Source organism: Paenibacillus sp. PK3_47, assembly GCF_023520895.1.
Taxonomy (GTDB): Bacteria; Bacillota; Bacilli; order Paenibacillales; family Paenibacillaceae; genus Paenibacillus_AQ.
In genome coordinates this window covers 6,736,462-6,761,027 of record NZ_CP026029.1, presented here as the reverse complement: position 1 = coordinate 6,761,027, position 24,566 = coordinate 6,736,462, and the positions used below count along the sequence as shown (strand labels likewise).

Sequence of the window (24,566 nt, the reverse complement as noted above, 5' to 3'; positions counted from 1 at the left end):
ATTAATATGATAACAGATATGACATAATCATAACGTGTCTTTTACAGGATTCATAGCTGTTACATAATTCAAGAAGTTAGGTGAGGATTGCTGTGTTTAAAATTGCTGTATTTCTTAAGCCCTACAGGAAAGAAACGGTCCTGGGGCCGATCTTCAAGCTGCTGGAGGCGATCCTGGAACTGCTGCTGCCTACTGTAGTGGCCCTGATCGTTAATCACGGGATCGGTAACCGTGACAGCGGATATGTATACCGGATGGGTGCGCTGATGATCGTCATGACATTGCTCGGCTTCGGCTGCTCCATGATCTGCCAGTATTATGCGGCCAGGGCCTCCCAGGGTTTTGGAACTTCGCTGCGCAACAAGATGTTCAAGCATATTTCTTCGCTGTCTTATGCTGAACTGGACACGTTCGGTACCCCTTCGCTTATCAACCGGCTGACGAACGATGTGAATCAGCTGCAGGTTGCCGTGGCCATGCTGATCCGGCTCGTTGTCCGTGCGCCGTTCATCTGCATCGGGGCGATAATCATGTCGATGATTCTTGATTTCCGGCTGTCGCTTATTTTGCTTGCGGCGACTCCGGTGTTCGGGATCATTTTGTATTATATAATCACCCGCAGCGCGCCGCTGTACCGCAAATACCAGCAGAAGCTGGATAGCCTGGCGCTGGTGCTCAGCGAGAATCTGTCCGGCATCCGGGTCATCCGCGCCTTTGCCAAGTCCAGGCGCGAAAAGCAGCGTTTTGATGCGGCTTCGGAGGATTTGACGGCAACGGCGATCCGGGTCGGACGGATTGCCGCCTGGCTGGGACCGTTGACTACCCTAGTAGTGAATGCGGCAATTATCGCCATTCTCTGGGCAGGCGGGTTCCAAATCAATGCAGGAAGGCTGTCCCAGGGCGAGATTATTGCTTTTATCAACTATGTCACTCAAATTCTGCTTGCCCTGATCGTGGTGTCCAATCTGGTCATCCTGTTCACCAAAGCGTCTTCCTCGGCAAACCGGGTAAATGAAGTGCTGGCTGCGGTGACCTCGATCGCTGATGCCGGCAATCCTGCACTCCCGCAGGAAGACAGGAATGCGCCGGCTGTTGCCTTTGAGCATGTGTCCTTCAGATATCATGCTACGGGTGAACTGGCACTGAATGATATTTCGGTGACGATTAACCGCGGGGAAACGGTCGGACTGATCGGCAGCACCGGCTCGGGCAAGTCCACATTCGTGAACCTGATTTCCCGCTTTTATGATGCTGCCGCAGGAGAAGTCAGAATTGACGGCGTGAACGTAAAGCAGTTTCCGCTGGAACAGCTGCGGGGCAGAATCGGTATGGTTCCCCAGAAGGCGCTGCTGTTCAGCGGAACCATTGCCGATAATATCCGCTGGGGCAAGGCGGATGCATCCGTGGATGAGCTTATGCAGGCTGCTGCAGTGGCCCAGGCGGAGGAGTTTATTGCCAAGCTGCCGGAGGGACTCGATACCGCTGTAGCCCGCGGCGGCAGAAATTTGTCCGGCGGGCAAAAGCAGCGGCTGACGATTGCCCGTGCTGTGGTCGGGAAGCCGCCTATCCTTATCCTTGATGATTCCTCCAGCGCGCTGGATTTCGCCACTGACGCCGCGCTGCGCCGTGCGCTGAAGGCGTACAGCGGGAATACGACCGTACTGCTCGTCTCGCAGCGGGTAAGCACGGTGCAGCAGGCAGACCGGATTATTGTTTTTGATGAAGGGCGGATTGCCGGCACCGGCAGTCATGACGAGCTGCTGGAGAGCTGCAGTGTGTATCAGGAGATCTGCAAGTCCCAGCTGTCAGGTAAGGAGGCAGGACAATGACCAGTACAGCAACCTGGAAAAGAATAATCACATATACAAGGCAGCATAAAGGAATTGCCGTAGCCGCAGCGGTCAGCGCCGTGCTTAGTGTGATATCCAGCCTGATTGGCCCGCTGCTTATCGGGCGGGCGATTGATCAGATGATTGGTCCGGGGAACGTCGACTTTCCTGCCGTTCTCCGGCTGCTGCTCATTCTGGGAGCAGTGTATCTTGCCGGGAGCTTCTTCGGCTGGCTGCTGACTTACTACACCAACCGGATGGCTTATCGCACAGTGTATGAACTGCGCCGTGAGCTGTTTGACAAGCTGGATGCTCTGCCCCTGAAGTTCCACGACAACCATCCGCAGGGAGACAGCATCAGCCGCTTTGTCAATGATATGGATGCCGTGTCAGACGGGCTGCTGCAGGGCTTCTCCACGCTGCTGACCGGCATCGTTACGATAGTTGGAGCCATCGGCCTGATGCTCTACATTAGTCCGGTGATGACACTGGTCGTCCTGCTCTCGGCGCCGGTTACATACTATGTAGCCCGGTTCATCACTACCCGTTCCCAGCAGATGTTCAGGGAGCAGGCGAAAATTGTAGGCAGTTTGAACGGCTATGCAGAAGAAATTGTCGGCGGGCAAAAGGTGGTTCAGGCTTTTCATTATGAAGAGCGTTCATTCGCCCGCTTCTCGGAACACAACGATCAATTATACCGTACAGGAGTCAAATCACAGTTCTACGGTTCCCTGGCTAATCCGACGACAAGACTCGTGAACAACATTACCTTCTCGGTTATTGCGATGATCGGCAGTGCGATTGTCATCGGGGGGCATCTGTCTGTAGGGGATTTATCCAGCTTTCTGATCTACTCCAATTTGTTCGCGAAGCCGTTCAACGAGATTACCGGAGTGATCACACAGCTGCAGTCTGCAACGGCTTCCGCACAGCGGATCTTTGCCATACTCGATCTGCCGCAGGAAACGCCGGACAGCCCTCAGGCACATATCCTGGGCACGGAGCCCGGTACGATTGTTTTTGACCGGATCAGCTTTGCCTATAACCCGGAACGCCCGCTGATCAAGAGCTTCAGCCTGGAGGTGAAGCCGGGCACCCGGGTAGCAATTGTCGGACAGACCGGGGCGGGAAAAACAACACTGGTCAACCTGCTGATGCGCTTTTACGATGTGGGCAGCGGCGAGATCAGAATTGACGGCAGAAATATCAAGGAGATCACCCGTGACAGCCTGCGCCGGAACTTTGGCATGGTGCTGCAGGATACGTGGCTGACCGGCGGCTCCATCCGTGACAATATTGCCTACGGAAAGCCGGAGGCTACGGAAGAGGAGGTCATTGCCGCGGCAAAAGCAGCCAATGCGCACAGCTTTATCAGGCGGCTGCCTGAAGGCTATAATACCCGAATTTCCGGCTCGGGAGACAGCCTCTCCCAGGGCCAGAAGCAGCTCTTGACCATTGCCCGGGTTATGCTGGCGGATCCGCCGATGCTGATTCTGGATGAAGCGACGAGCAGTATCGACACACTGACGGAAATCCGCATCCAGAAGGCCTTCCTGACCATGATGTCCGGCCGCACCAGCTTTGTCATCGCCCACCGGCTGTCTACCATCCGTGAGGCAGACATGATCCTGTACATGAAAGACGGGGATATCGTCGAGAGCGGTACGCATGAAGGCCTGCTGGAACAAGGCGGATATTATGCCCGGCTGTATAACAGCCAGTTTGCTGCAGTATAGTCAGTACAATAGCCTTACAATAAGAGCGGCAGCCGCCGGAACTTGAGCGATCAGGTTCCGGCGGCTGCCGTTTATGTTGCACGGAAAAATGATTTTGACATAAAAACCGTCCAGACGGTATAGTAAATTCGGGGGTGATGAATTTGAACAGCAATTCGAAACGGCAGCTTATATTAGCCGCAGCTTCTGAAATTATCAGAAATCAGGGCGTGGAGAAGCTTACTCTTGAAGCAGCAGCCCGGGAAGCAGGCGTCAGCAAAGGCGGCTTGCTGCACCATTTTCCGAACAAAAATGCATTGATTCAGGGACTGGTCGAAGAGCTGACGGATGGTTTTGTTGCAGATGTGCAGGGAAGGGCGGCACAATCCGCGGTCGAGCAGGGCAGGTGGAGCAGGGCTTACACGGAATCGGTGGCTTATGATATACAGGAGGGTAACGGGATCAGTACAGCGCTTACCGCAGCCCTTTTCAGCAAGCCTGAACTGCTTGAAAAGCTGCAGGAGCAGTATACCTTATGGCAGAAAAATATCGAAAACGACGGAATAGATCCTGTGCGTTCAACCATTGTCCGGCTGGCGGCTGACGGCCTCTGGTTCTCGGAAATGTTCGGCTTCGGGAAGCTGGAACCGGCGCTGCGTGAACAAGTGATCCGGGAACTGCTCAAAATGACGGATAAGGAGGAAAAGGGACTGTGAATCCTTTTGTATTATTGGCTATTGCCATTGTATCCGAGGTATGCGGCAGCTCGCTGCTGAAATTATCGGACGGATTTAAACGGCTGTATCCCTCCCTTGGTGTAATCGCCGGCCTGGGTTCAGCTTTTTATTTTTTGTCTTTGGCGCTTCAATCCATTTCACTCGGCACGGCCTATGCCATATGGTCGGGAGCAGGTACGGCGTTAACGGCAATGGTGGGGGTATTCTTTTATAAAGAACGGATGAATGCCAAAAAAATACTCGGTCTGCTGCTGATTATCGGCGGTGTAATTGCACTGAAGCTTGCATCCGGGGGGACGCTATGAAAAGTTATATTTATCTGGCACTGGCTATCTGTTTTGAAATTTTCGGCACAACCATGCTTAAATTATCGGACGGCTTTAGCAATCTCCTGCCGGGGGTAGGCGTTGTTTTTGGCATGGGGTTATCCTTTTATTGCTTGTCGATGAGTCTCAAGGTCATTCCGTTAAGTCTCGCTTATGCGGTCTGGTCAGGAGTAGGGACGGCGGTTACGGCACTGCTTGGCGTGGTGATATGGAAGGATCATTTTACTGTGGTTTCATTTATCGCTATTGCCGCAATCATCGCCGGTGTGGTACTGCTGAACGCCTCCAACCAGCCGGAAAAAGCTCCGCCGGTCTGACAGGAGCTTTTGATCATACACGGTCTGACACTTTGCTGAAAAGTACTACATACTGCTGCCGCTGCGCAGGCGTTGTCCCATAACCCCCGGTGTACAGCCATAGGTTTTGCGGAAGACTCTGATAAAATAATTCGTCTCCATGCCCACGTTCAGCGCGAGATCCTGCACCGGCCGTTCAGGGCTCTCGGTAATCATCTGCATCGCCCGCTGCAGCCGCAGATTCTGGAGATATTTATGCGGAGTGACACCGAATTCCTGCAGGAACAGCCGCTGAAAATGCTGGACGGAATAACCCACGGCTGCCGCCAGGTTAGCGATCAGGAGCGGTTCGGTGAAATGCTCATTGATCAGGCTGACTGCTTTTTGCAGCGCATCATTCCGGACCGTTTCGGTCTCCGGGCGCTCAGCCGGGCTAAAGGCAGAATCTCCCCTGCGGAGCATGAGCAGCAGCCGGTACAGGGTGATGGACAGCTCCTGCATCGTGTTTTCATCCAGCCGGGCAGCATTATGCCTGTCAACGGTATGCCAGATCCCGGAGATGAGATCCCAGCACTCTTCGAATTGATCCACTTTGAACGGGGCGTAGGGCAGGAGACGCAATCCTTCGAGCAACGGACCGGACTGGCTGCCGTAGAAGCCGATAAAGGCCACATGCCAGGGCTCATGGGACAGCGGATAATATTCATGGCCCCGGTCAGGCGGAAAAGCAAATACCATGCCCGGAGCCAGTACAGTTTCGGTACCGTCCGCCAGATCGCGGAACAGGCCGCTGCCGCTGCGGATCAGAAATACCTGGTGCACGGGAAAGCCGGTCGGCCGGACATGATGATACTGGATATGGTGGCCTACCGAATAAGGGTAGAGCGGAAAGGCATCAGCCTTGCGGGGCAGCTCAACCAGGGAAAAGGGCAGCAAAGTAATTCACCTCATGTTCATTTAGTGCTATGCAGTCGCGAGAATATTCCTACTGTTAACAAACAATTATCCTTTATTATAAATAGTATAAATGATAATCCGCAATATGGACAGGACTTCTGGAGAAGTATAATCAGAGAAAAGTCCCATCCTGACACGGACAGATAATGAGAGGATGAATCTACCCTTATGAGTCTCAAATCCCCTGCAATCAGCAGCAAGGCCCCTGTAATGCTGCACGGTGCCGACTATAATCCCGAGCAATGGCTGAAGTACCCTGAAGTGTTCAATGAGGATATCCGGATGATGAAGCTGGCGGGCTGCAATGTAATGTCCGTCGGTATTTTCTCCTGGGTGTCACTTGAACCGGAAGAAGGCGTGTTCACCTTCGAATGGCTGGACCATGTGCTCGATACCTTTGCCGAAAATGGTATATATGCATTCCTGGCTACCCCGAGCGGCGCACGTCCGGCCTGGATGTCAGCAAAGTATCCTGAAGTGCTGCGTATCGAACGCAACCGTGTGCGTAATCTGCACGGGGTCCGGCACAATCACTGCTTTACGTCTCCGGTCTACCGGGAAAAAACAGCGCTGATCAATACGAAGCTCGCGGAGCGTTATGCCCATCATCCGGCTGTAATCGGCTGGCATATTTCCAATGAGTTCGGCGGCGAATGCCACTGTGATTACTGCCAGGATGCATTCAGAGATTGGCTGAAGGCGAAATACAAAGGCAGTCTGGATGAGCTTAACCATGCCTGGTGGGCGACATTCTGGAGCCATACCTATACTTCCTGGGATCAGATTGAATCTCCGGCTCCGCACGGCGAGACACAGGTACACGGCATGAACCTCGACTGGCGGCGTTTTGTCAGCGACCAGACGATTGATTTCTGCCGTCATGAAATGGATTCAGTGCGCTCTTACAACCCGGAGCTGCCGATTACGACAAATATGCACAATATTGACGGCATCGACTACCGCAAGCTGGCCCAAATTCTGGATGTGGTCTCCTGGGATGCTTATCCGGACTGGGGCTATACCGCAGACAATGACGATTCCCGTCTTGCCGCCTGGACAGCCATGCACCATGATATGTTCCGCAGCTTCAAGAACAAACCGTTCCTGCTGATGGAGAGCACACCTTCGCTGTTGAACTGGCAGTCGGTCAGCAAGCTGAAACGCCCGGGCATGCATAAGCTGTCTTCACTTCAGGCCGTGGCCCACGGCTCGGATTCCGTACAGTACTTCCAATGGCGTAAAAGCCGGGGCTCCAGTGAGAAATTCCACGGTGCAGTTGTGGATCACAGCGGACACGAGAACACCCGTGTGTTCCAGGATGTTGCTGAAGTAGGCCAAACACTGGCTGGCTTGACAGATGTAGTAGGCACTTCTACTCCTGCAGAGACCGCGATCCTGTTTGACTGGGATAACCGCTGGGCGATCAAGGATGCGCAGGGTATCCGCAATTCCGGGCTGAAATATGAAGAGACTGTAGCTCAGCATTACCGTGCGCTGTGGGAGCTGGGGATACCGGTGGATGTTGTCGGCTCCGGGGATGACCTGTCCCGCTATAAGCTGGTTATCGCTCCGATGCAGTACCTTATTACAGAAGAAAACGGCCGTAACATTGAGAACTATGTGGAGCAGGGCGGAAACTTCCTGGCTACTTACTGGTCGGGAGTTGTCGGAGAGAATGATCTGTGCCATCTGGGCGGCTTCCCGGGACCGCTGCGCAAGACGCTGGGAATCTGGGCGGAAGAGACAGAAGGGCTGCACGACCGGGATCTGAACGGCCTTGTACTTGAGAAAGGCAATGCCCTTAACCTGTCCGGTGACTACGATGCCCACGAGATTGCCGAACTGATCCACCTGGAAGGCGCAGAAGCGCTTGGAACTTACCGCAGTGATTTCTACGCCGGCCGTCCGGCCCTGACGCTGAACAAGCTGGGTGCAGGTAAAGCTTATCATTTGGCTACACGCGTGAAGGATCCGGCTTTCTATGTGGAGCTGTATGCAGCCATTACTGCCAATGCGGGAATTATCCGCACCCTGGACAGTGAACTGCCGGCAGGTGTAACTGCACAGCCGCGTACAGACGGTGAACAGGACTACATCTTTGTACAGAATTTCAGCGGCAGCGAGCAGACGGTTGTCCTGGACGGACGCGCCTACACGGATATGGAATCGGGCGCAGAGGTTCCGGCAGAGATTACACTTCCGGTTAACGGACTGGCTATACTGAAACGCAAGGCACAGGCTTAGGCAGGAAATAAAGAAGCAGGACCCTGAGTGCAGGGTTCTGCTTTTTGTATTTCTTTGGCAGGGAATTTATGCAATAAGGACGAATATGTACGTGAAAGGGGCGGATGGATGTGAACATAAAGGCGGTATTGTTTGATTTGGACGGAACCTTGCTGGACCGTGACTCATCACTATTAGCGTTTGCAGGAAATCAATACGAGCGGTATCCTGAGCTCCAAATTATCGGCAAGGAAAGATTCATTCAACGTCTGATAGAACTTGATAATCACGGTTATGTATGGAAGGACAAGGTCTACCAGCAGATCCTTCAGGAGTTCCCGGTTCCGGATATGGACTGGTCTTTGCTGTTAGATGATTACATACATAATTTTCAAGCGCATTGTATAGGTTTCCCGAATCTGCTGGATATGCTTACAGAGCTAAAGAACCATGATATTAAGCTGGCTCTGGTCTCCAACGGGTATGGGCAGTTTCAATATGATAATTTCCGGTCACTGCAAATCACCCATTTATTTGATGAAGTATTGATCTCTGAATGGGAGGGGCTGCGCAAACCTGATCCGGCCATTTTCAAGCTTGCCTTGAACAGACTGAATATTGCTGCCGAAAATGCCCTGTTTGTCGGTGATCATCCTGATAACGATATTCGTGCCAGCCGTGACGCCGGAATGAAGACGGTCTGGAAAAGAACGGGTCATGTGGAGTCTGTTGTTAAAGCAGACGCTGTCATCCATGATTTAAAGGAATTAATTGATATTGTATTGCTGGAAAAAAACATGGATTAGCCAAAAGCTTCTTCAATCCCCTCCAGAATACGCAGGTAATAAGAGTGCTCATGCGGCACAAAATGGCTGATGTCCACCAATTGGTCAATCCGGCTCCGCTCTCCGCTGTCTTCCACGCGGAAACCCTGAATATGAAGATCGCTGCGCTCCCCGAGCCAAAAGCTGCGGAATTCGCTGAAGCCTGCCGTGACCATTCCAGCGACTTCTTCCTGCTGCAGCTGAAACTGGCTGAACGGAGCATGGTTCTCATACAAGAAGACATGCGCGCGCTCACGGTCCATAAATCCTGCCTTATCCATAGTATAGGGGACGATACCCAGCGGAATGAGGTCCTCAAAAGCAACATCAATCCCCAGCTCCTCCTGCACTTCACGGATTCCGTCTTCCGGACTTTCACTCTCCAGCAGGTGGCCGGCAGCAGTAATATCAAGAAGACCTGCATAGTCTTTTTTATGCTGGCTGCGCAGCTGAAGATAGATCTGCAGCGAATGGTGTTCTCTGGCGACAAACCAGCAGTGGAAGGTCTCATGCCAAAGTCCCAGCCGGTGTACCTCATCACGCGGGGCGGAACCGGTAATATTACCGTGCTCATCAAAAGTAGTCAGTATTTCTGAGTTCATTTCTTATGCTCCTTTATTTATCCGGCTATGGCTTCATTACTGCACTATGCTAAGTTTATCGGGTAAATATATCATAATCCATGTTTTTCAGGCAATCGATGGGAAGAGTCCCGCGGCACTGACACAGCAGGTAACACAAAATGCATGTAACCGGGAGGGTTATTATGTTTACAAGTAAATATGCTCATTGGTGCAAGGTAATCCTGGTCTCATTCTTGATCGTTACAGGAAGCTTTGCCATCGGACAGAGCCGTGTCCACGCAGATTCACCGTTAACTTCAACGCAGATTTATAGGGCTTATTTGGATGTAGATATGGTGGCCGAGGCTGAGAGTGACGGTCTGAACAAAGCTGTTGCGGATTTCCTGCAATCCCCCTACACTCCACTGGATGAGAAGGCAGCGGCAGTCAATGCACTGTATTCCGGCCAGGTGTGGTCAGACAGGAACCTTGCGGAAGAGTATTCGCAGCTCACTTACGGGAAGAAGACGGATGTTCTGGATAAAAAGGAGCTTGCTCCGGAAGAGATTTTTGTGATTGGTTATATGAAAATACTGGACCGCTATCTGGAGCCTGATTTGTCCTGGATGACTCTGGCGCAGCAGGAACTTCCCGACAGCCGGACCGTGGCGCTGATCCATATGCTGGGCGTTTCCCAGCACAATATGGACTGCAGCTGGAACAACACCGAGAAGGTTCTGGCCGACACGGGGCTGAATCGGGATATCCGGCAGGAAGCGGTTGAGATCATTGTGGAGTATATGGAGCTGTACAAAGGCAGCCCGTGTCAGAGTGGATCAGAGCAGAGCGGAGGTACAGACACGCGGATGGATCATATTTTGCAAAAGACTGTCGTGCTCTCAGTGGGACACGCCAATGTATTAGTCCAGGGCAGTAAAGCGCAGGTTGATCCTGCTAACCGTAAAGTGGAGCCTTACATCAGGGAAGGAAAAACGATGGTTCCCCTGCGTTTTCTCTCAGACAAGTTTAATGCGTCAATCGGAATCAACTCCACCACTTCTGCAGTTACAGTTGAATATAATGAGCGGAAGATTGTATTCAGCGAGAGCAGAAAAGAGATGGAGATTGTAAATGGAAGAACCTTTGTCCCGCTAAGAACAGTGATGGATGTGTTTGGAAAGCAGATTTTCTATTATAAAGGCCTGATCATGATTTCGGACAGCTTTACGCTGGATCCGCTTAATAAGCAGGACCAGCAGCTGGCAAAGAAGATTAAGGTGCTGTTGCAGTCATAATAGGCATGCTGATGCTGCACTTCTTGCTGCTGGGAATGATTCAGGCGGGAAGCCTTGTATGGAAGCGTGCGTCAATAGTGCCAAATAAATAGGGAAGGGAGCTGTGCAATGAGTTTGCCGCCAATGAGCCGGGAGGACTTTTTAACACTAAGCGATGAAAGACTCGGCAGGGAGTGCATGGAGCCAACATTTGAGCTCATCCGCGGAAAGTCACCTGCAGTAAAAGCGGAGGTAATCTCGCAGCTGAGCAGAGGGCAGCAGTCCCTTTGCATGTTTCGGGTAATGTATGATCACAGCCATAAATCTGCAAACGAATATTATGCCTGGATTTCTTATATGCTGGCCATACCCGGATATTGGGACCGAGTAATAGAAGGAATCCGCTTCTTTGAAACATCCGGCATGTTACCGCTGCTGGAAGATACACGGAAATATTTAGAAGATAGGAACCGCAGACGGGGGCTGGAATGGGGAGAGGCTGTCCTTAGTGATCCCGACCGTGATCCGGAGCTGAGGCAGGCAATAGACGGGTTCTACGAACAGTTTCAGCAGACAGGTCCGGTTACCCATGCTGTTATCGCAGATTATATCCGTAACCATCCGGAAGAGTACGTGGAGCTTACGGATTAACCTAACTAGGGTACCAGTTCAATATAGCACCAAAAGAAACCCGGATGCCATAGCATCCGGGTTCGTTGTATTTACATCATTGGTTGCAGCAAGTATTATCTTGCCAGCCATCCGCCGTCAACAGCCAGGATATGGCCGTTCAGATAATCAGAAGCTTCGGATGCCAGGAATACAGCGGGTCCCTTAACATCATCGGCAGTACCCCAGCGTCCGGCAGGGATGCGGTCAAGGATGGAATCGGAACGGCTTTGGTCGGCACGGATTGGTGCAGTGTTCTCAGTGGCCATGTATCCAGGAGCGATGGCGTTAACATTCAAGCCGTATTGTGCCCACTCGTTAGCGAAGGCTTTGGTCAAGCCGGCAACAGCATGCTTACTGGCAGTGTAACCAGGAACATTGATACCGCCTTGGTAGGAGAGCATGGAGCAGATGTTGATGATTTTACCGGATCCTCTTTCCAGGAAGTGGCGGCCAGCGATCTGCGACAGCAGGAATACTGTGTTCTGGTTAAGGTTGATTACATCGAACCAGTCTTTTTCGCTGTGGTCTTTAGCAGGAGTACGGCGGATCATACCTGCGCAGTTAACGAGAATGTCTACTTTGCCGGTGAGTTGGAGCGCTTGATCGAACACGCTTTGCAGCTGTGTGTGGTCACTCAGGTCCGCTTCAATACCCAGTGCTTTGACACCGAAAGCTTGAGCTGCAGTTACTGTTTCTTCACTGGTATTAAGGGAGACGGAAACGACATCCGCACCTGCTTCGGCAAATGCCAGGGCGATGCCTTGTCCAAGGCCTTGCGCTGCTCCGGTTACAATTGCTGTTTTACCTGCCAGACTGAATAATGATGACATAATGAAATTCGCTCCTTTAGCGTATGAAATATATTGATGATGCAGTATCTATCAAAAAAAGTATTTAACTACCCGCATTCGATGTTGACACCGGCACGGCGGAACTGCTCAACCGTCCCGGGCGGAAGCCCGCTGTCTGTCAGCAGCACGTCCACTTCCTGAAGGGAAGCGAAGGTGCGCAGGGCGGTATGCCCGAACTTGTGGTGATCGCAGGCGGCGAACACTTTACGGGCAGTGGACACCAAAGCCTGCTTGAAATCGATCAAATCACCGGTATAAATGGACAGCCCATGCTCGATATGCACGGCAGTAGCCGACAGAAATGCTTTTTGTATATTTAGCTTTTGCACATAAGAGACAGCTTCGGGACCGGCCAGCATATTGCGGACACGGTAACCCCCGGGAACGACCAGACGGATGTTGTCTTTGGGAACCAGCTCGCTGATGATGTAAACATCATTGGTGACTACCGTCAGAGGCATATTGTCCAGCCGCCTGGCGATCTCAAGCGTGGTGCTTCCGCCGTCCAGTGCGATAATGTCCTCCTCTTCGATATGGGCCAGCGCAAGCCCTGCGATCTCCGTTTTCTCGTCGGAATACTTATCCAGCGGGGTCTTGGACGGCAGAATGCCAAACTGGTCGCTCTGCGCCAGTACAGCTCCGCCGTGCACACGGACAATAAGTCCCTGTTCTTCCAGCTTACTGAGATCCTCGCGGATGGTTTTTCCTGTTACCTGGAGCTTGTCGCTAAGCTCATTCACCGTTACATCCTTCTGGTTCAGCATAACTTCCATAATCATCTCGTGTCGTCGTATCGGGTTCATCCGGCTGCCTCATCTTTCCGTAGTTGTTGTTAAGTCTATTGTAATTCCTTCATGGATACGGGGTCCATATCATCATATCTTTTGTTGTCTCCGGCCATACTCCAGATGAATGTATAGTTATGAGTGCCTACGCCGCTGTGGATCGACCAGCTTGGGGAAATAACAGCCTGCTCGTTGTGCATAACGATGTGGCGTGTTTCTGTTGGCTCACCCATCAGGTGGAATACCACAGAGTCTTCGGGAAGATCGAAATAGAAGTAAGCTTCCATCCGGCGGGGATGCGTGTGTGCCGGCATTGTATTCCACATGCTGCCCGGCTTCAGTTGGGTCATACCCATAACCAGCTGGGCACTCTGAACGCCGTTAGTATGAATAAAGCGGTGAATGGTACGTTCGTTAGAATTCTCCAGACCGCCCAGTGCACCGGATTCGGATTCTTCCAGCGTAGTTTTGGTGGTAGGGTAAGACTGGTGGGCAGGAGCGGAATTCAGATAGAACTTCGCCGGTTTTGCGCTGTCAGCGCTTTTGAACACAACATCCTTGGCGCCTTGTCCTACATACAGACATTCTTTGAAGCCGATTTCATATTCTGTGCCGTCTACCACAACCAAACCTTTGCCGCCAACATTGATGACACCCAGTTCACGGCGTTCCAGGAAGTAAGTCACACCAAGCTCTTTCAGATCAGTAGTGAGGGCAACCTCGCCGTTAACCGGATTGGCACCGCCCACGATCATGCGGTCTTCGTGTGTCAGCACAAGCTTCAGTTCATCCGGCGCAAAAATAACAGGAATGTGGAACTCTTTGCGGAGGCGCTCGGTATCAAACTGCTTAACTTCGTTGGGGTGGGATGCGAAACGTCTTTCCATTGATTATTCAATCTCCTTCGTAGTCGTATTTTCGTTCGTATGAGTTCAATTTAATCCATATTCGTTCATTTGGCAAGAGGTAATCTTTTTTAGTGCGTTTATTTTAGTTTATTTATAGTTTTTATGGATTGCCATATGAACCGAAAGCGTGCACAATAGAGCTGGATAGAAGGATTTTACAGCGGGTGTACAGCGGGAAAGCAAAGGCAGAACAACAGAAAACATTTTTGGAGGGGAACGGAAGTGGGGGACAGCAAGCATATATTGAATTCTTATCAGGCTCGCATGAACGAAATTATCTATAGAATAGCGCTGGAAGCGGAGCGCCGGCCGCTGCTTGACAGCGGTCTCTGGTTCCATGATGATGTGCGCAATAACTTCTATTATGCTTCTTATCTCTTCGCCGCCGCATCTGATGAGTCGCTTGAGGTGCCTTTCAGCCGGGAGGAAGCCAAACGCAAAGCCGAAGCGGTAATGCTGGAAACGGTACTGCTGCAGAACAGGCAGCCGGGCACGGAGCTGTACGGACACTGGCCGCTCGGTCTGGGACCAAATCCGCGTGAGGCCAAGCCGCACGAGCTCCCGGTGGAGATTATGGGCAGCCTGATGGTCTGGTTCTGCAAACATTACAACAGCCAGTTCAGCGCCAGCCTCAGAATTGCCTTTCATACAGCAATCGGCCATATATACCGCAGCGGGTTTTTCCGCAAGCCTGTGGTGACGTTTGGTCACCATGAGGCCAAGTATACGGCAGCGAAGCTGATTTTCGGCACTGTCTTTGAAGATGAAGAGCTGCGGGAAGACGGGCGGGACAGCCTGGAGAAGACGCTTGCATATATTAGAGAGAAGGGCATGCCCGAGTATGGCAGTCTGCCCTGGTTCTGGCATTGGGTTCAGGCGTTTACCTGTGCTTGGGAACTGGAGCAGGATGGCGGGGTAAAAGCTGTCCTTGCGGAGATGCTGGACCATCTGTGGAGCGTACGGGCAGCATTCTATTTCCGCGGTGCCTGGGCCGGCGCTCACTCCAGAGGCTGGCCGCATGATGTTCCGGGGGACAGAAATGTGCTGAATGATTATGTCCAGTTCGGGGATTTTGGGCTGCCGGACGGAATGCCGCGTACGGAATATGCGGGTTTCCTGTTCTATGAAGTACCTCAGCAGGCGCGGACAACGGCGCTGGACCGTACTGCACCGTCAGAGGTGAAGAAGCTAACGCAAAAGGTTGTGCCGGATGATCCGAATCCGCAGCCTTTGCTGCATTCATACGGATATTTTACTGCGGATTATGCTGTGGGCGGCCTGTGGGAACGTGTGGAAGAATTCGACAATGAGCAGCTCCGCTGGACGTATTCCCTGCCGGTGACACCTGATGGCGGAGCCAACCAGCTGTATTTTTTCCATCCGGGCAAAGGTTATCATGAAGGCGATCCGCGGCATCAGAGTCCGTATATGGAAGTTCTGTATCATAAAGGCACAGTGATGACCCTCTATCCGGTCCCCGAAGGAGAAGCAGATACGCTGATTGGCGTGCTTCCCAAAGGAGATTGGCGTGAGGCAGATCAGGCGCTGTTCGGACTTGCAGGTAACGTATATTTTGCAGTTTACCTGTCACAAGACTATGAGCTGATCGAACGTGCGGATTATTTGGAGGTACAGGTTAAAGGAATGCCGGGTGGCGTAGTGGTAGAGGCGGTTTTGCCGGAGCAGGCAGTGGAAAAAGGGATAGACGGGCTGGATGATTTTGTAGCAGCCATGGCGGCCAAGACACCGGTATTTACACCGGGGGACCTGCTTGCGGTGGATTACAATACGGTAGGAGGAGAGCAGCTGCGGCTGGCAGTTACGGATGCCGGGAATGCAGCTGTTGGGGGGAAATCACAGGCCCGTTTGAACGGTCAAAGCATCTCCTTGGAGGATTACACGGTTTAATTTATCCGGAGGAGTCTGCAGGCGGGAATCAGTATAGAAGCCCTGTTTACGGGAAAATGGTGGAGGACCGCAAACAGATTTGGGAGCTGCGTCATGAGAGGTACAGGTTCTTGTGGCGCCGTACCGGTCGGGCGGAAGCGGATACCATCTTTAGAGTCATTTCCGGCAGGATTACGCTGTGCAATAAATTCTTTCCAAAAGGAATAACATCAGGGATTGCGGTTCAATGCGGAGTGCGTCCATGGTATAATAGGGAAGAGCATTCATACGATGGCAGCATCAGAATCCTTGTTAATGACTTATTGGAGGAATGGCGTGGCAAAAGCAAAAGTGGCCAAACGGCCGACAAGAGATGAATTTGTACTGGAGGAAATCGGCAATCAGCTGACCGAAGCGATGCAGGAGGCATCCGAGGTCCTGTTGACGGTTTGGGGCAAGGAAGAACAGGTACGCGGCACAATCGTCGGAATGGACCCGCGGACCGGCAAGGTGCATCTCAGCCTGAATGAAGAGATCACCAAGGTTACCTTCATGGATATTATGGCAATGGACTATCCGCGCGACTAGATCGGCCGGGTAAGATTATATTAAGACTCCTTGACGTTTGTCGGGAGTTTTTTTATTACTCATTTAACGGAGAGAATCAATCTGCTGAATTATACATAACCATTGTTTGTGCAACGATACGGGATAAGTGGAGATGGTAGCATGGGCAGAAGTGAAGGGTATAAGTACCTTTGAATTTGTGGAAATTTGGCTTTATGGACGAATGTGAGGTAAACGTACCCTTGAATCCGCAGATATTATGGAAATGAGTGAAATGAGAAGTAGAAATGCTTCTGAATCCGCGGAAATCGGGAAATGGAGCGGAATCGGAGGTACAAATGCTTTTGAGCTAAGTGGAAATTAGAGGGATGTGCGAAATGAACGGGAAAAGTCCCGTTGAATAGGGGGGAATTAGGCGGATGGATGAAATGAACGGGAAAAGTCCCGTTGAATTGGGGGATTTAGGCGGATGTACGAAATGAGCGGGAAAAGTCCCGTTGAATTTTGCGAAACGCTACAGTTAGAACGAAAATCAAGATGGGCGCCAGAATGGAGCATCAAGGCCTTAGAGTGTATCAGTTTTCTTCAACATCCTGGTCACCTTTAAGCCCAAGGAGCTCCTTCTGCCGCTTTTCATAACGCTTGAGGATAGAAGGAATAGCTTCTTCGCGTGCTTTTTGGATTTTTTCGGCAGACAGAGTATCGGCTTGTTCTTTCTGCTCCTTACTGACCTTGTACACAGGCGTTGTGATAACCCCGGTTGTTTCCATATACAATTTTTCCGTTGCCAAAACCTTTTTTTCGTTCCCCGAGTCTGACACCTGTCCCCGCCTCCTTAAGTTTCCGGTAACTGCTTACTTGAACCTATTCTATTCCAGTATCTTGCAGGATACAAGCGGAGAGTATAAGGGGAATTTACTATGAAAAGAGGCGTTTTCGTTGTACTGACATGTATGCTGCTGTTTCTGCTAAGTGCCTGTGTGTCTGAACAAAAATATACGTCTGCTAACGATGCCGTAAAATCTCTTTAGCAGCAGATGGTAATCACCACCTTTTCTCCGGACATGCACTTAACGGTGTGGAGTCTGTCAGCTGCAAGCTGAGTAATGATGAAGTCATCAGAGTGTACGAATACGGAACAATGGATGAACGAGAGGAGGCTAAGATGGAGTTTGAAAAAAGCAATCAGCTTGTAAGCTCCCTTGCGCCGATTAGCTATTCCGCTGATAACTTTCTGGTATTGTACTGCAGTTATGCGGACTCCAAATTTAGAACCCCTGTGAAAGCCGAAATATCACATGGAGACCGACTGGAACAGGTTCTCAAAAATTTACAGCAGTCTCGTTAAAAGCCGCCATTATAGCGCGGCTTTTTTTGTTATCAAAGTATATAGCGGGGCTAACGTTGGTCCAGTTACAATATGTGGTAATATAAGAGGAATAGTTTGCGTTAGGAGGCACACATGGAGAAGTTGTACAACAGCCTGCCGCAGGGACTGAGACGATATGTCCATATTGTGTTCAGTCTCTCAGATGCAGGTTCACTAAAAGTTACGCTCAGGAAGACCGGCAAACAGGAGCTCTGCCAAGTGTTAGCATTCGATGAGTGCTTTTCGGTAGGGCCAATCTGTAACCTGGAAACGGCAGCCGGACAGCAGAATAGGCTCTTGTGGCTGATGGAATTTGATGAGCATGCCAGATATGGTCAGCATTTGAACCGGGAGCATCAGCTGGATCATATGATCAAGGCAGTTAGGAGCATTCCCGCAAAGCAAACAGTCGTTATTTGGTGTGCGGATAATGCACATGACCAGACGGGTCTGCGTTTTGTACTGCACTTGTTGAGAGAGCGGGAACAGCCGGTTCATATTGTCAATGTGACGGAACTCTTTCATGCTGCCGGGTTTCAAAAGAACGATGAACCTGCACCTTATTTTAGAGCATTAATCAACCGGGAGCATTTTCAGGATATTGTTCAAAAATACTATTCAGGCATTCCTCTTGATCCTGAGCGTAGAAGAATGTATGAGTCACAATGGCTCATGCTCTCGGAAGAGAATCATCTGCTTCGTCTGTGGGAAGAAGGCACTGTTAAAGGCCGGAAGGAAGATGCCTTGGACGAGTTGATCATAAGATCCGTTATTGAACTGGAGCACGAGCAGGATGAGAATGGATATATAAAGGCCGGGAGTGTCGTTGTCAAGGTGTTTGAGACGTCCCGTCAATTCGTAAGGGATACATTTATTTCCTATAGAATCTGGATGTTGATTAACCAAGGGATGTTAAAATTCAGCGGGTTGCCCTTTGCTTTGCATCAGTTCTCTGTTAAATGGGGTAGACGTAAATTAAGCTCGCCTCGAGAAGATTTGCTTTTGCCCGATAAGCTGAACAGTTTGTTTATGGAACTGGAGGTTATCAAGCAGACTTATGCCGGTTTAAGCGCAGATAGTTTGGACAAAAACGAATGGATAGAAGAGGTTATATATTCCATTATGGAGATGTTTGATGGGTATAGAAGCCTGAACTTTGAAGCAGATATCATTGATAAAAACACCGGGGAATCCATAACTGAAAATATTCAGCTGCATGATAAATATCGGGACTATATAGAAGCCAGGAACCACTCAATATAACCTGTTTCACAGCCAATAAGTCGTATCATGGTATAATACCAAAAAAGTGTTCAGGTTGTGGTAGTGCTGTTTTGGTGAGGAGACTAAGGACTTAGTTGGATTTTCTCCACCTAATCCTCTGCTTTTCGGTCATTTCTAAGCTTTAGTAGGAAATTCTCCCATTAATCGGACGGATAAAGGTCTTTGGAGAAGAATCCAGTACATTTAAGGGGAGTTTTTCCCACTAGTTTTGTAATACCGGAGTTTATCGGAGAATGAAATGGAGAAATTCCACTTAGGCTGATCTATATATGCTCTCCGATACCATTTTCCATATCCCAGCTAATCAACAGGCTGCAATAGATGTAAAAGAAGCCAAAGACACAAACGATCTCGAAAGGTTGATGAACGATGCAAGCGGCGAAAACCAATGCCCTCAGAATGCTGGAGGCGAAGGGAATTACCTATGAGATACATTTCTACGACAATGAAGACGGCGCCATTCACGGCACAGCGGTTGCGGAGAAGATCGGCCGGCCGCCGGAGAGTGTGTTTAAAACTCTGGTAGCCCACAGCGGCAGCAATCTGTATGTGTTCGTCATTCCGGTGGCTGAAGAGCTGGACCTTAAGAAAGCGGCGAAAGCGGCCGGGGAGAAGAAGATTGAAATGCTGCCGGTGAAGGATCTGCTGAAATGGACAGGTTATATCCGGGGAGGCTGTTCTCCGGTAGGGATGAAAAAGCTGTACCCTACGTTTATCCACAGCAGTGCGGAAGAACTGGGAACCATCGCTGTCAGTGCCGGAAAAATCGGGATGCAAATGGAGCTGACGCCCGGAGAATTGGCAGGTATGGTGAACGCCAAATTCAGCGATTTAATCAAATAATTAGCCGGAACAAGCTCATAAAATACATATTTGCTCAGAAGTCCCCGTACCCCATACAGTCCCCGTAACCTATAAATTCCCCGTAACCCATATAGTCCGCCATAACCATACAGTCCGCCATAACCATACAGTCCGGCATAACTATACGTCCGGCATAACACATGCATTTCCCCGTAACCCATACAGTCCCCGTAAAAGTACACTCCTCCGTAACCCAAAGACCCCAAAACCCGCGACTGCGGATTCTGGGGTCTTTGGTGACACATCCATCAACTAAAAGCGTGCAGCCAGCAGGCCGAGATATTCCTTGAGCGCAGTTCCTGTAGTGGATGCAGCGCCAGGAGAAGGGGAGAATTTGCCGGAATGAAAAGAGGCTCCCCGGCTGGCGATATAATCGGTAGGATAGGCCAGCGGAGTCAATCCGGCAGCGCCGAACTCCTCCATAGCGCGGGCCATATGGAATGCGGAGGTGACCAGCACCGGGCGGCTTAGCCCGTTCTCCCGCATGACTTCTGCTGTATTGACGGCATTTTGTTCTGTGTTCAGCGACTCGTTCTCGACCAGAATGTCGGCTTCAGGAATCCCCAGCCCGATGAGCTGACGCTTGGCAATGTTGGCTTCGTTTCCGCTGTCGGCAAATACCTGCCCGCCGGAGAATAGTACCGGAATCCCGGTCTCCCGGTAGAGCCTGGCGGCAGTCAGCAGCCTGTTGGCCGCATGGCCGAACATGTTGCCTTCACCGTCAATGTCCGGTGTCCCGGAGGAGGCTCCGCCGCCAAGGACAACAATAACATCACCCCGGATCCGGGCCGGCTGCTCATACTTGCGCTCCAGGCTGCCGACCAGCGCGTCGGAAACGAGGCTGGTCATGGAAAGATAGAGCAGCACAGTGATTCCGAGGAGGACTACTGCCGGCCGGCGGTTTTTGCGCCACAGCCAGATTGTCATTCCGGATAGAAGTACGACGAACAGGCCGGGAGGCAGAACGAAGCTGTAGATAAATTTGATGATATAGATCAGCAGGATCAACCGCCCTTTCTTTTATGTATAGAGCAACAGAGCTATTGTACCACAAGCAGAGGGCCCGAAGCTTCCCGCACACAGCATCGCCCTCATGCCGGCATCCTTAAAAAACTGCACTTTCCCATTAAAAAGCTGCACTCACTCTCCAATGCTTTCATGATAAAGTAGATGTGGGGGAATCTCTCTACATTATTAAGATGATATTGACACATAAGCGGGGGGACTGGAATGAACAGAAGAATCCGGGTAGTACTGGCAGACGATGAACCGGTGATCCTGCGCGGACTGAAAAAGCTGATCTCCTGGGATGCCCTGGGCCTAGATATTGTTGGTGAAGCCTGTGACGGGACGGAACTGAAGACACTGATTGATGACTGTTCCCCTGACCTTGTCATCAGCGACATCAGCATGCCGGGATTTACAGGAATTGATATTATACGCGATATCCATGAATCGGGACGGCCCATTAAAGTTGTATTCATAAGCGCCTACCAGGAATTTACCTATGCCCGGCAGGCCGTACAGTACGGGGCGCTTGATTATCTTGTGAAGCCGGTGAATACCGGCCAGCTGGAGCAGGTGGTGGGTAAAGCGGTTGCCGTAATCCGCCAGGAGTCGGAGGAAGTGCGCAACAAGGAAAAGCTGAAATCCTATGAGCGCAAAAATGAATCTGTCACCATTGAGCAGCTGCTGGAGCAGATCACGGACGGCAGCAGAAGCGCTGCGGCAGCGCTGGCCCGCATGGGTAATACAGCAATCAGCCGTTATGCCACCGTATGCGCCTTAGAGACTGTAGAATACAGCGGACAGCCGTCCAGGTGGGAAGAACGCGAGCGCAAGCTGGTGGAATTTGCTTTGTCCAATATTATCAGGGAAACCGTGGAAGGTGCAGGGAGCGGTTATGTGTTCCGCAAGGGGGAGCGCTTCTGCATTCTGCTTCAGCATGAACATGAGGAGGAGCCAGAGCGTTTAGTAGAGGATCTGCACGGCAAGATTAACCGGTTTCTGAAGCTGGCGGTATCGATTGGCATCGGACGGCCGGTGAACGGTATAGAAGAGGCGGCAGAATCGTACCGCAGTGCATTGAAAGCGCTCAAATCCGCTTATTTTACCGGACTGGACCGGGTAATTACGGCCGAGACAGGAGAACCGGCAGAGCCGCAGGTAACCTTAGCGGAGCTGACAGCGGCCCAGGCCGGAGTGGCCGATGCGCTGAAATCACTGGACAGGGAACAGCTCACTGAACGTGCAGGAACACTGCTGGATAAGATCAGGGGATTGTCTGCGGGCAACAGGAACCAGGCTGTTTCCTATGTATATAATGTGATTATTCAGCTTGACCAGGAGCTTGCGGATTATGGTGCAGATGCCGGACTTCATGGCCCGGACCATCAGCCGCTGCTGGAAAGACTGGCCGAGGCGCCCGCTTACACCGTGGTTCAGCAGATTTTTATGGAAGTACTGCACAGGATGGCTGACCAGCTGGCCGGACAGGCGGGCGCCAAGGAGCTGCCTCAGCTTTCCCAGGTAAAAGCCTATGTGGAGCAGCATTATGCGGACAATATTACGCTGGAGTCTACAGCCGCACTCGTGTATATGAATCCGTACTATTTCAGCAGCTTTTTCAAAAAACATACCGGGCAGAACTTTAAAAACTATATTACGGAGGTCCGGATGGGCCATGCGCTGCGGCTGCTGCTGCAGACCGATCTGATGGTGTATGAAATTGCAGAGCAGGTCGGGTACAATAACGCCCGTCATTTCAGCGATATGTTCAAGAAGAAATTCGGCAGGCTGCCGCAGGAGTACAAGCAATCGCTCAGACAGTAACAGTCGTTCATACAGAGAAAAGGGGGACGCCGTCCGTGCTGAGCTTTGGGCGCAGATCCAGGAGTATTTTTGTCAAATTTTCGTTGTCCTTCCTGCTGGTGGGGCTGATTCCGCTGCTGGCGCTCAGCTTCTTTTCCGTAAAAACCTTTTCGGGTTACGTAGAGCGCTATACTACCAGCAATCTGCAGCAAATGGTCATGTATATGAGCTACAATCTGAATTCTGCGTTTAACCAGTATAACGAGGTTTCCAAGCTGATGTATACAGGACGCTATGAGGGTTTTATTGACAGCTACAGGCAGGACCAGACCTACAACGTCAATGAGCTGGAGCAGATCAACACGATCCCCATCGACAGCTTTTTAAAGACGATCGTATTCAGTGATCCTTATATTTCTGGCGTACAATTTGTCCGGAAGATGGACGGAAAGGTCTATTCCCAGCAAAAAGAGGACCGTTCACTCGACAGTGAAGGGTTCGCCAGACCCGAATGGCTGGAAGCGATGGCGCAGGATCCCTCCAAGGTAGCCGTGTTTCCCGCGCATGAGGACGACTATTTTTTCGATTCCAACCGTACGGTGTTCACCATTGCACGCAGTCTGATCGATACTTCAGGCCGTGTGACCAAGGAACCGAAGGTAGTCGGAACGCTGTTTCTCGATGTCGATACCTCGTTGTTCCAGCAGTTTACACAGGAGCTTAGTCTGGGAGAGAAGGATGAGCTGTATTTGCTGGACGGGGAGGACAGAGTCTACTTCAGCAATCAGAGTATTCCATCGGGAACGGTAATAAAGCTTGCCCCGGAGGACGGGGAAATAATTACGCTGAGTGAAGAAATTCCTTTTTTGAATGGAAAAATAATAGCGAAAATCCACCGCGGCAGTCTGTTCGAGCAGCTCCTGTCGGCCCGGTCGACGGTATATCTGGCCATCCTGATCTGTGCGGTAGTGATGATTGTGATGGGGGCCTGGTTCTCCCGGCGTCTGGCCGCACCGATCCGCGAGCTGATCAGGCAGATGACCGTAGTGGAGTCCGGCAAGCTCGATATTCAGCTCACAGTGAACAGCAATGATGAGATGGGCAGGCTGGCCCACGGGTTCAACCGCATGGTCGAGCGGCTGCAGATCTATATCGATGAAGCTTATGTGGCCCAGATCAAGCAGAAGCAGAGTGAGCTCAATGCGCTCAAGAGCCAGATCCGTCCGCATTACTTATACAATACACTCGAAGTCATCCGGATGAATGCTGTAGACAAAGAAGCCGGCGAGGTGGCGGATATGATTTTGGCGCTCTCCAACCAGCTGAAATATGTGATTGATTATGGGGAGGACCGCGTCAGCCTCGGCAGTGAGCTGGAGCATCTGCAGGATTATTTTTATATCATATCTGTGCGCTATGAGAACCGCTTTGAGCTCCATCCGGATATTGCTCCTGACGTGCGGATGGAATGGCCGGTCCTTAAGCTCTCCCTGCAGCCAATTGTGGAAAATGCGGTACAGCACGGTCTGCGCCGGAAGGGCAGAGGGACGGTGGGCATCACTATAGAACGCAGGGCAGACAAGCTTGCGATTACGATCTATGATGACGGCATTGGAATGAACAAGGAAGAGCTTGCAAGAATTACAGGAACGCTGGAAGATATGAGGGCTCCAAGCAAAAACGTGGGCCTGAAAAATGTGCATGAGCGGATCCGCACAAGCTTCGGGGAAGAGTACGGGTTGTCGGTCAGCAGCCGTGAGTATATCGGGACATCCATTACACTTTTGTTTCCGGTGATAGAATAGATCCAACGAATGATACAAG

At 51.1% G+C, this 24,566-nt stretch carries 22 protein-coding genes; 15 read left to right on the top strand and 7 right to left on the bottom strand.

Annotated features, from left to right (window positions below; translation table 11 throughout):
• Positions 1-92: 92 nt before the first annotated feature.
• The 5 genes from C2I18_RS29370 (at position 93) to C2I18_RS29350 (ending at position 4,924) form a co-directional block, all read left to right on the top strand.
• Entirely contained in the window at positions 93-1,829 is a 1,737-nt protein-coding gene (locus C2I18_RS29370) for an ABC transporter ATP-binding protein (RefSeq protein ID WP_249899215.1), read from the top strand.
• Positions 1,826-3,565 (top strand): ABC transporter ATP-binding protein, encoded by a 1,740-nt coding sequence (locus C2I18_RS29365; RefSeq protein WP_249899214.1) that lies wholly within the window; start codon positions 1,826-1,828, stop codon positions 3,563-3,565. Before C2I18_RS29370 ends, C2I18_RS29365 begins: the two co-directional genes overlap by 4 nt.
• Before the next feature lie 143 nt (positions 3,566-3,708).
• A complete protein-coding gene (locus tag C2I18_RS29360; protein ID WP_249899213.1) occupies positions 3,709-4,260 on the top strand; it encodes a TetR/AcrR family transcriptional regulator in 552 nt (183 codons plus the stop codon).
• On the top strand, positions 4,257-4,586 hold the full coding sequence (locus tag C2I18_RS29355; RefSeq protein WP_249899212.1) for a DMT family transporter: 330 nt from the start codon (positions 4,257-4,259) through the stop codon (positions 4,584-4,586). The genes C2I18_RS29360 and C2I18_RS29355 overlap by 4 nt, the downstream gene beginning before the upstream one ends.
• The gene (locus C2I18_RS29350; RefSeq protein ID WP_249899211.1) at positions 4,583-4,924 is read left to right on the top strand and encodes a DMT family transporter; all 342 of its coding nucleotides are present in this window, start codon (positions 4,583-4,585) and stop codon (positions 4,922-4,924) included. The genes C2I18_RS29355 and C2I18_RS29350 overlap by 4 nt, the downstream gene beginning before the upstream one ends.
• 45 nt (positions 4,925-4,969) lie before the next feature.
• Here C2I18_RS29350 and C2I18_RS29345 read toward each other — a convergent pair whose 3' ends face one another.
• A complete protein-coding gene (locus C2I18_RS29345) occupies positions 4,970-5,839 on the bottom strand; it encodes a helix-turn-helix domain-containing protein (RefSeq protein ID WP_249899210.1) in 870 nt (289 codons plus the stop codon).
• A gap of 189 nt (positions 5,840-6,028) precedes the next feature.
• On the opposite strand from C2I18_RS29345, the gene C2I18_RS29340 reads away from it, so the two are divergent.
• Together C2I18_RS29340 and C2I18_RS29335 are read left to right on the top strand one after the other, a co-directional pair.
• On the top strand, positions 6,029-8,104 hold the full coding sequence (locus tag C2I18_RS29340; RefSeq protein ID WP_275100949.1) for a beta-galactosidase: 2,076 nt from the start codon (positions 6,029-6,031) through the stop codon (positions 8,102-8,104).
• A 110-nt stretch (positions 8,105-8,214) separates the two neighbouring features.
• Complete coding sequence (locus C2I18_RS29335) at positions 8,215-8,889, top strand: HAD family hydrolase (protein WP_249899209.1); 675 nt, start codon at positions 8,215-8,217, stop codon at positions 8,887-8,889.
• On the opposite strand, the gene C2I18_RS29330 is transcribed toward C2I18_RS29335, so the two are convergent.
• Positions 8,886-9,509: an NUDIX hydrolase gene (locus tag C2I18_RS29330; protein ID WP_249899208.1), complete on the bottom strand. Its 624-nt coding sequence runs from the start codon at positions 9,507-9,509 to the stop codon at positions 8,886-8,888. The two genes, C2I18_RS29335 and C2I18_RS29330, sit on opposite strands and share 4 nt — an antisense overlap.
• Before the next feature lie 164 nt (positions 9,510-9,673).
• On the opposite strand from C2I18_RS29330, the gene C2I18_RS29325 reads away from it, so the two are divergent.
• Together C2I18_RS29325 and C2I18_RS29320 are read left to right on the top strand one after the other, a co-directional pair.
• Complete coding sequence (locus tag C2I18_RS29325; protein WP_249899207.1) at positions 9,674-10,765, top strand: stalk domain-containing protein; 1,092 nt, start codon at positions 9,674-9,676, stop codon at positions 10,763-10,765.
• 108 nt (positions 10,766-10,873) lie between these two features.
• A complete protein-coding gene (locus C2I18_RS29320) occupies positions 10,874-11,395 on the top strand; it encodes a hypothetical protein (protein ID WP_249899206.1) in 522 nt (173 codons plus the stop codon).
• 95 nt (positions 11,396-11,490) lie between these two features.
• Here C2I18_RS29320 and kduD read toward each other — a convergent pair whose 3' ends face one another.
• From kduD to kduI, 3 genes are all read right to left on the bottom strand, one after another.
• Entirely contained in the window at positions 11,491-12,246 is a 756-nt protein-coding gene (kduD, locus tag C2I18_RS29315) for a 2-dehydro-3-deoxy-D-gluconate 5-dehydrogenase KduD (RefSeq protein WP_249899205.1), read from the bottom strand.
• 68 nt (positions 12,247-12,314) lie between these two features.
• Positions 12,315-13,070, bottom strand: a complete 756-nt coding sequence (locus C2I18_RS29310; protein ID WP_249899204.1) for a DeoR/GlpR family DNA-binding transcription regulator — start codon at positions 13,068-13,070, stop codon at positions 12,315-12,317.
• 35 nt (positions 13,071-13,105) lie between these two features.
• Entirely contained in the window at positions 13,106-13,939 is an 834-nt protein-coding gene (kduI, locus tag C2I18_RS29305; RefSeq protein ID WP_249899203.1) for a 5-dehydro-4-deoxy-D-glucuronate isomerase, read from the bottom strand.
• Between the two features lie 285 nt (positions 13,940-14,224).
• Here kduI and C2I18_RS29300 point away from each other — a divergent pair, with 285 nt between their 5' ends.
• Both C2I18_RS29300 and C2I18_RS29295 read left to right on the top strand, forming a co-directional pair.
• Positions 14,225-15,868 carry a hypothetical protein gene (locus C2I18_RS29300; RefSeq protein ID WP_249899202.1) on the top strand — a complete coding sequence of 548 codons (1,644 nt, stop codon included), beginning with the start codon at positions 14,225-14,227 and terminating at the stop codon, positions 15,866-15,868.
• A gap of 315 nt (positions 15,869-16,183) precedes the next feature.
• Positions 16,184-16,435, top strand: coding sequence for a YolD-like family protein (locus C2I18_RS29295; protein ID WP_249899201.1), 252 nt, complete (start codon positions 16,184-16,186; stop codon positions 16,433-16,435).
• A gap of 554 nt (positions 16,436-16,989) precedes the next feature.
• On the opposite strand, the gene C2I18_RS29290 is transcribed toward C2I18_RS29295, so the two are convergent.
• Entirely contained in the window at positions 16,990-17,205 is a 216-nt protein-coding gene (locus C2I18_RS29290) for a hypothetical protein (RefSeq protein WP_249899200.1), read from the bottom strand.
• A 671-nt stretch (positions 17,206-17,876) separates the two neighbouring features.
• Between C2I18_RS29290 and C2I18_RS29285 the strand changes: the two genes are divergently transcribed.
• Together C2I18_RS29285 and ybaK are read left to right on the top strand one after the other, a co-directional pair.
• Positions 17,877-19,046, top strand: a complete 1,170-nt coding sequence (locus C2I18_RS29285) for a DUF1835 domain-containing protein (RefSeq protein ID WP_249899199.1) — start codon at positions 17,877-17,879, stop codon at positions 19,044-19,046.
• A gap of 390 nt (positions 19,047-19,436) precedes the next feature.
• The gene (ybaK, locus tag C2I18_RS29280; protein ID WP_249899198.1) at positions 19,437-19,910 is read left to right on the top strand and encodes a Cys-tRNA(Pro) deacylase; all 474 of its coding nucleotides are present in this window, start codon (positions 19,437-19,439) and stop codon (positions 19,908-19,910) included.
• A 273-nt stretch (positions 19,911-20,183) separates the two neighbouring features.
• Here ybaK and C2I18_RS29275 read toward each other — a convergent pair whose 3' ends face one another.
• A complete protein-coding gene (locus tag C2I18_RS29275; RefSeq protein WP_249902293.1) occupies positions 20,184-20,930 on the bottom strand; it encodes a YdcF family protein in 747 nt (248 codons plus the stop codon).
• A gap of 231 nt (positions 20,931-21,161) precedes the next feature.
• On the opposite strand from C2I18_RS29275, the gene C2I18_RS29270 reads away from it, so the two are divergent.
• Positions 21,162-22,763: a response regulator gene (locus tag C2I18_RS29270; RefSeq protein WP_249899197.1), complete on the top strand. Its 1,602-nt coding sequence runs from the start codon at positions 21,162-21,164 to the stop codon at positions 22,761-22,763.
• A 35-nt stretch (positions 22,764-22,798) separates the two neighbouring features.
• Positions 22,799-24,547, top strand: a complete 1,749-nt coding sequence (locus tag C2I18_RS29265; protein WP_249899196.1) for a cache domain-containing sensor histidine kinase — start codon at positions 22,799-22,801, stop codon at positions 24,545-24,547.
• Positions 24,548-24,566 lie beyond the last annotated feature (19 nt).

What these genes read in the sequence shown, in the direction of transcription:
- C2I18_RS29320 (WP_249899206.1), top strand. Translation starts at nt 10,874, where the DNA reads ATGAGTTTGCCGCCAATGAGCCGGGAGGACTTTTTAACACTAAGCGAT.
- C2I18_RS29310 (WP_249899204.1), bottom strand. Translation starts at nt 13,070, where the DNA reads ATGAACCCGATACGACGACACGAGATGATTATGGAAGTTATGCTGAAC.
- kduI (WP_249899203.1), bottom strand. Translation starts at nt 13,939, where the DNA reads ATGGAAAGACGTTTCGCATCCCACCCCAACGAAGTTAAGCAGTTTGAT.
- C2I18_RS29270 (WP_249899197.1), top strand. Translation starts at nt 21,162, where the DNA reads ATGAACAGAAGAATCCGGGTAGTACTGGCAGACGATGAACCGGTGATC.
- C2I18_RS29300 (WP_249899202.1), top strand. Translation starts at nt 14,225, where the DNA reads ATGAACGAAATTATCTATAGAATAGCGCTGGAAGCGGAGCGCCGGCCG.
- C2I18_RS29330 (WP_249899208.1), bottom strand. Translation starts at nt 9,509, where the DNA reads ATGAACTCAGAAATACTGACTACTTTTGATGAGCACGGTAATATTACC.
- ybaK (WP_249899198.1), top strand. Translation starts at nt 19,437, where the DNA reads ATGCAAGCGGCGAAAACCAATGCCCTCAGAATGCTGGAGGCGAAGGGA.
- kduD (WP_249899205.1), bottom strand. Translation starts at nt 12,246, where the DNA reads ATGTCATCATTATTCAGTCTGGCAGGTAAAACAGCAATTGTAACCGGA.
- C2I18_RS29365 (WP_249899214.1), top strand. Translation starts at nt 1,826, where the DNA reads ATGACCAGTACAGCAACCTGGAAAAGAATAATCACATATACAAGGCAG.
- C2I18_RS29340 (WP_275100949.1), top strand. Translation starts at nt 6,029, where the DNA reads ATGAGTCTCAAATCCCCTGCAATCAGCAGCAAGGCCCCTGTAATGCTG.
- C2I18_RS29285 (WP_249899199.1), top strand. Translation starts at nt 17,877, where the DNA reads ATGGAGAAGTTGTACAACAGCCTGCCGCAGGGACTGAGACGATATGTC.
- C2I18_RS29350 (WP_249899211.1), top strand. Translation starts at nt 4,583, where the DNA reads ATGAAAAGTTATATTTATCTGGCACTGGCTATCTGTTTTGAAATTTTC.
- C2I18_RS29325 (WP_249899207.1), top strand. Translation starts at nt 9,674, where the DNA reads ATGTTTACAAGTAAATATGCTCATTGGTGCAAGGTAATCCTGGTCTCA.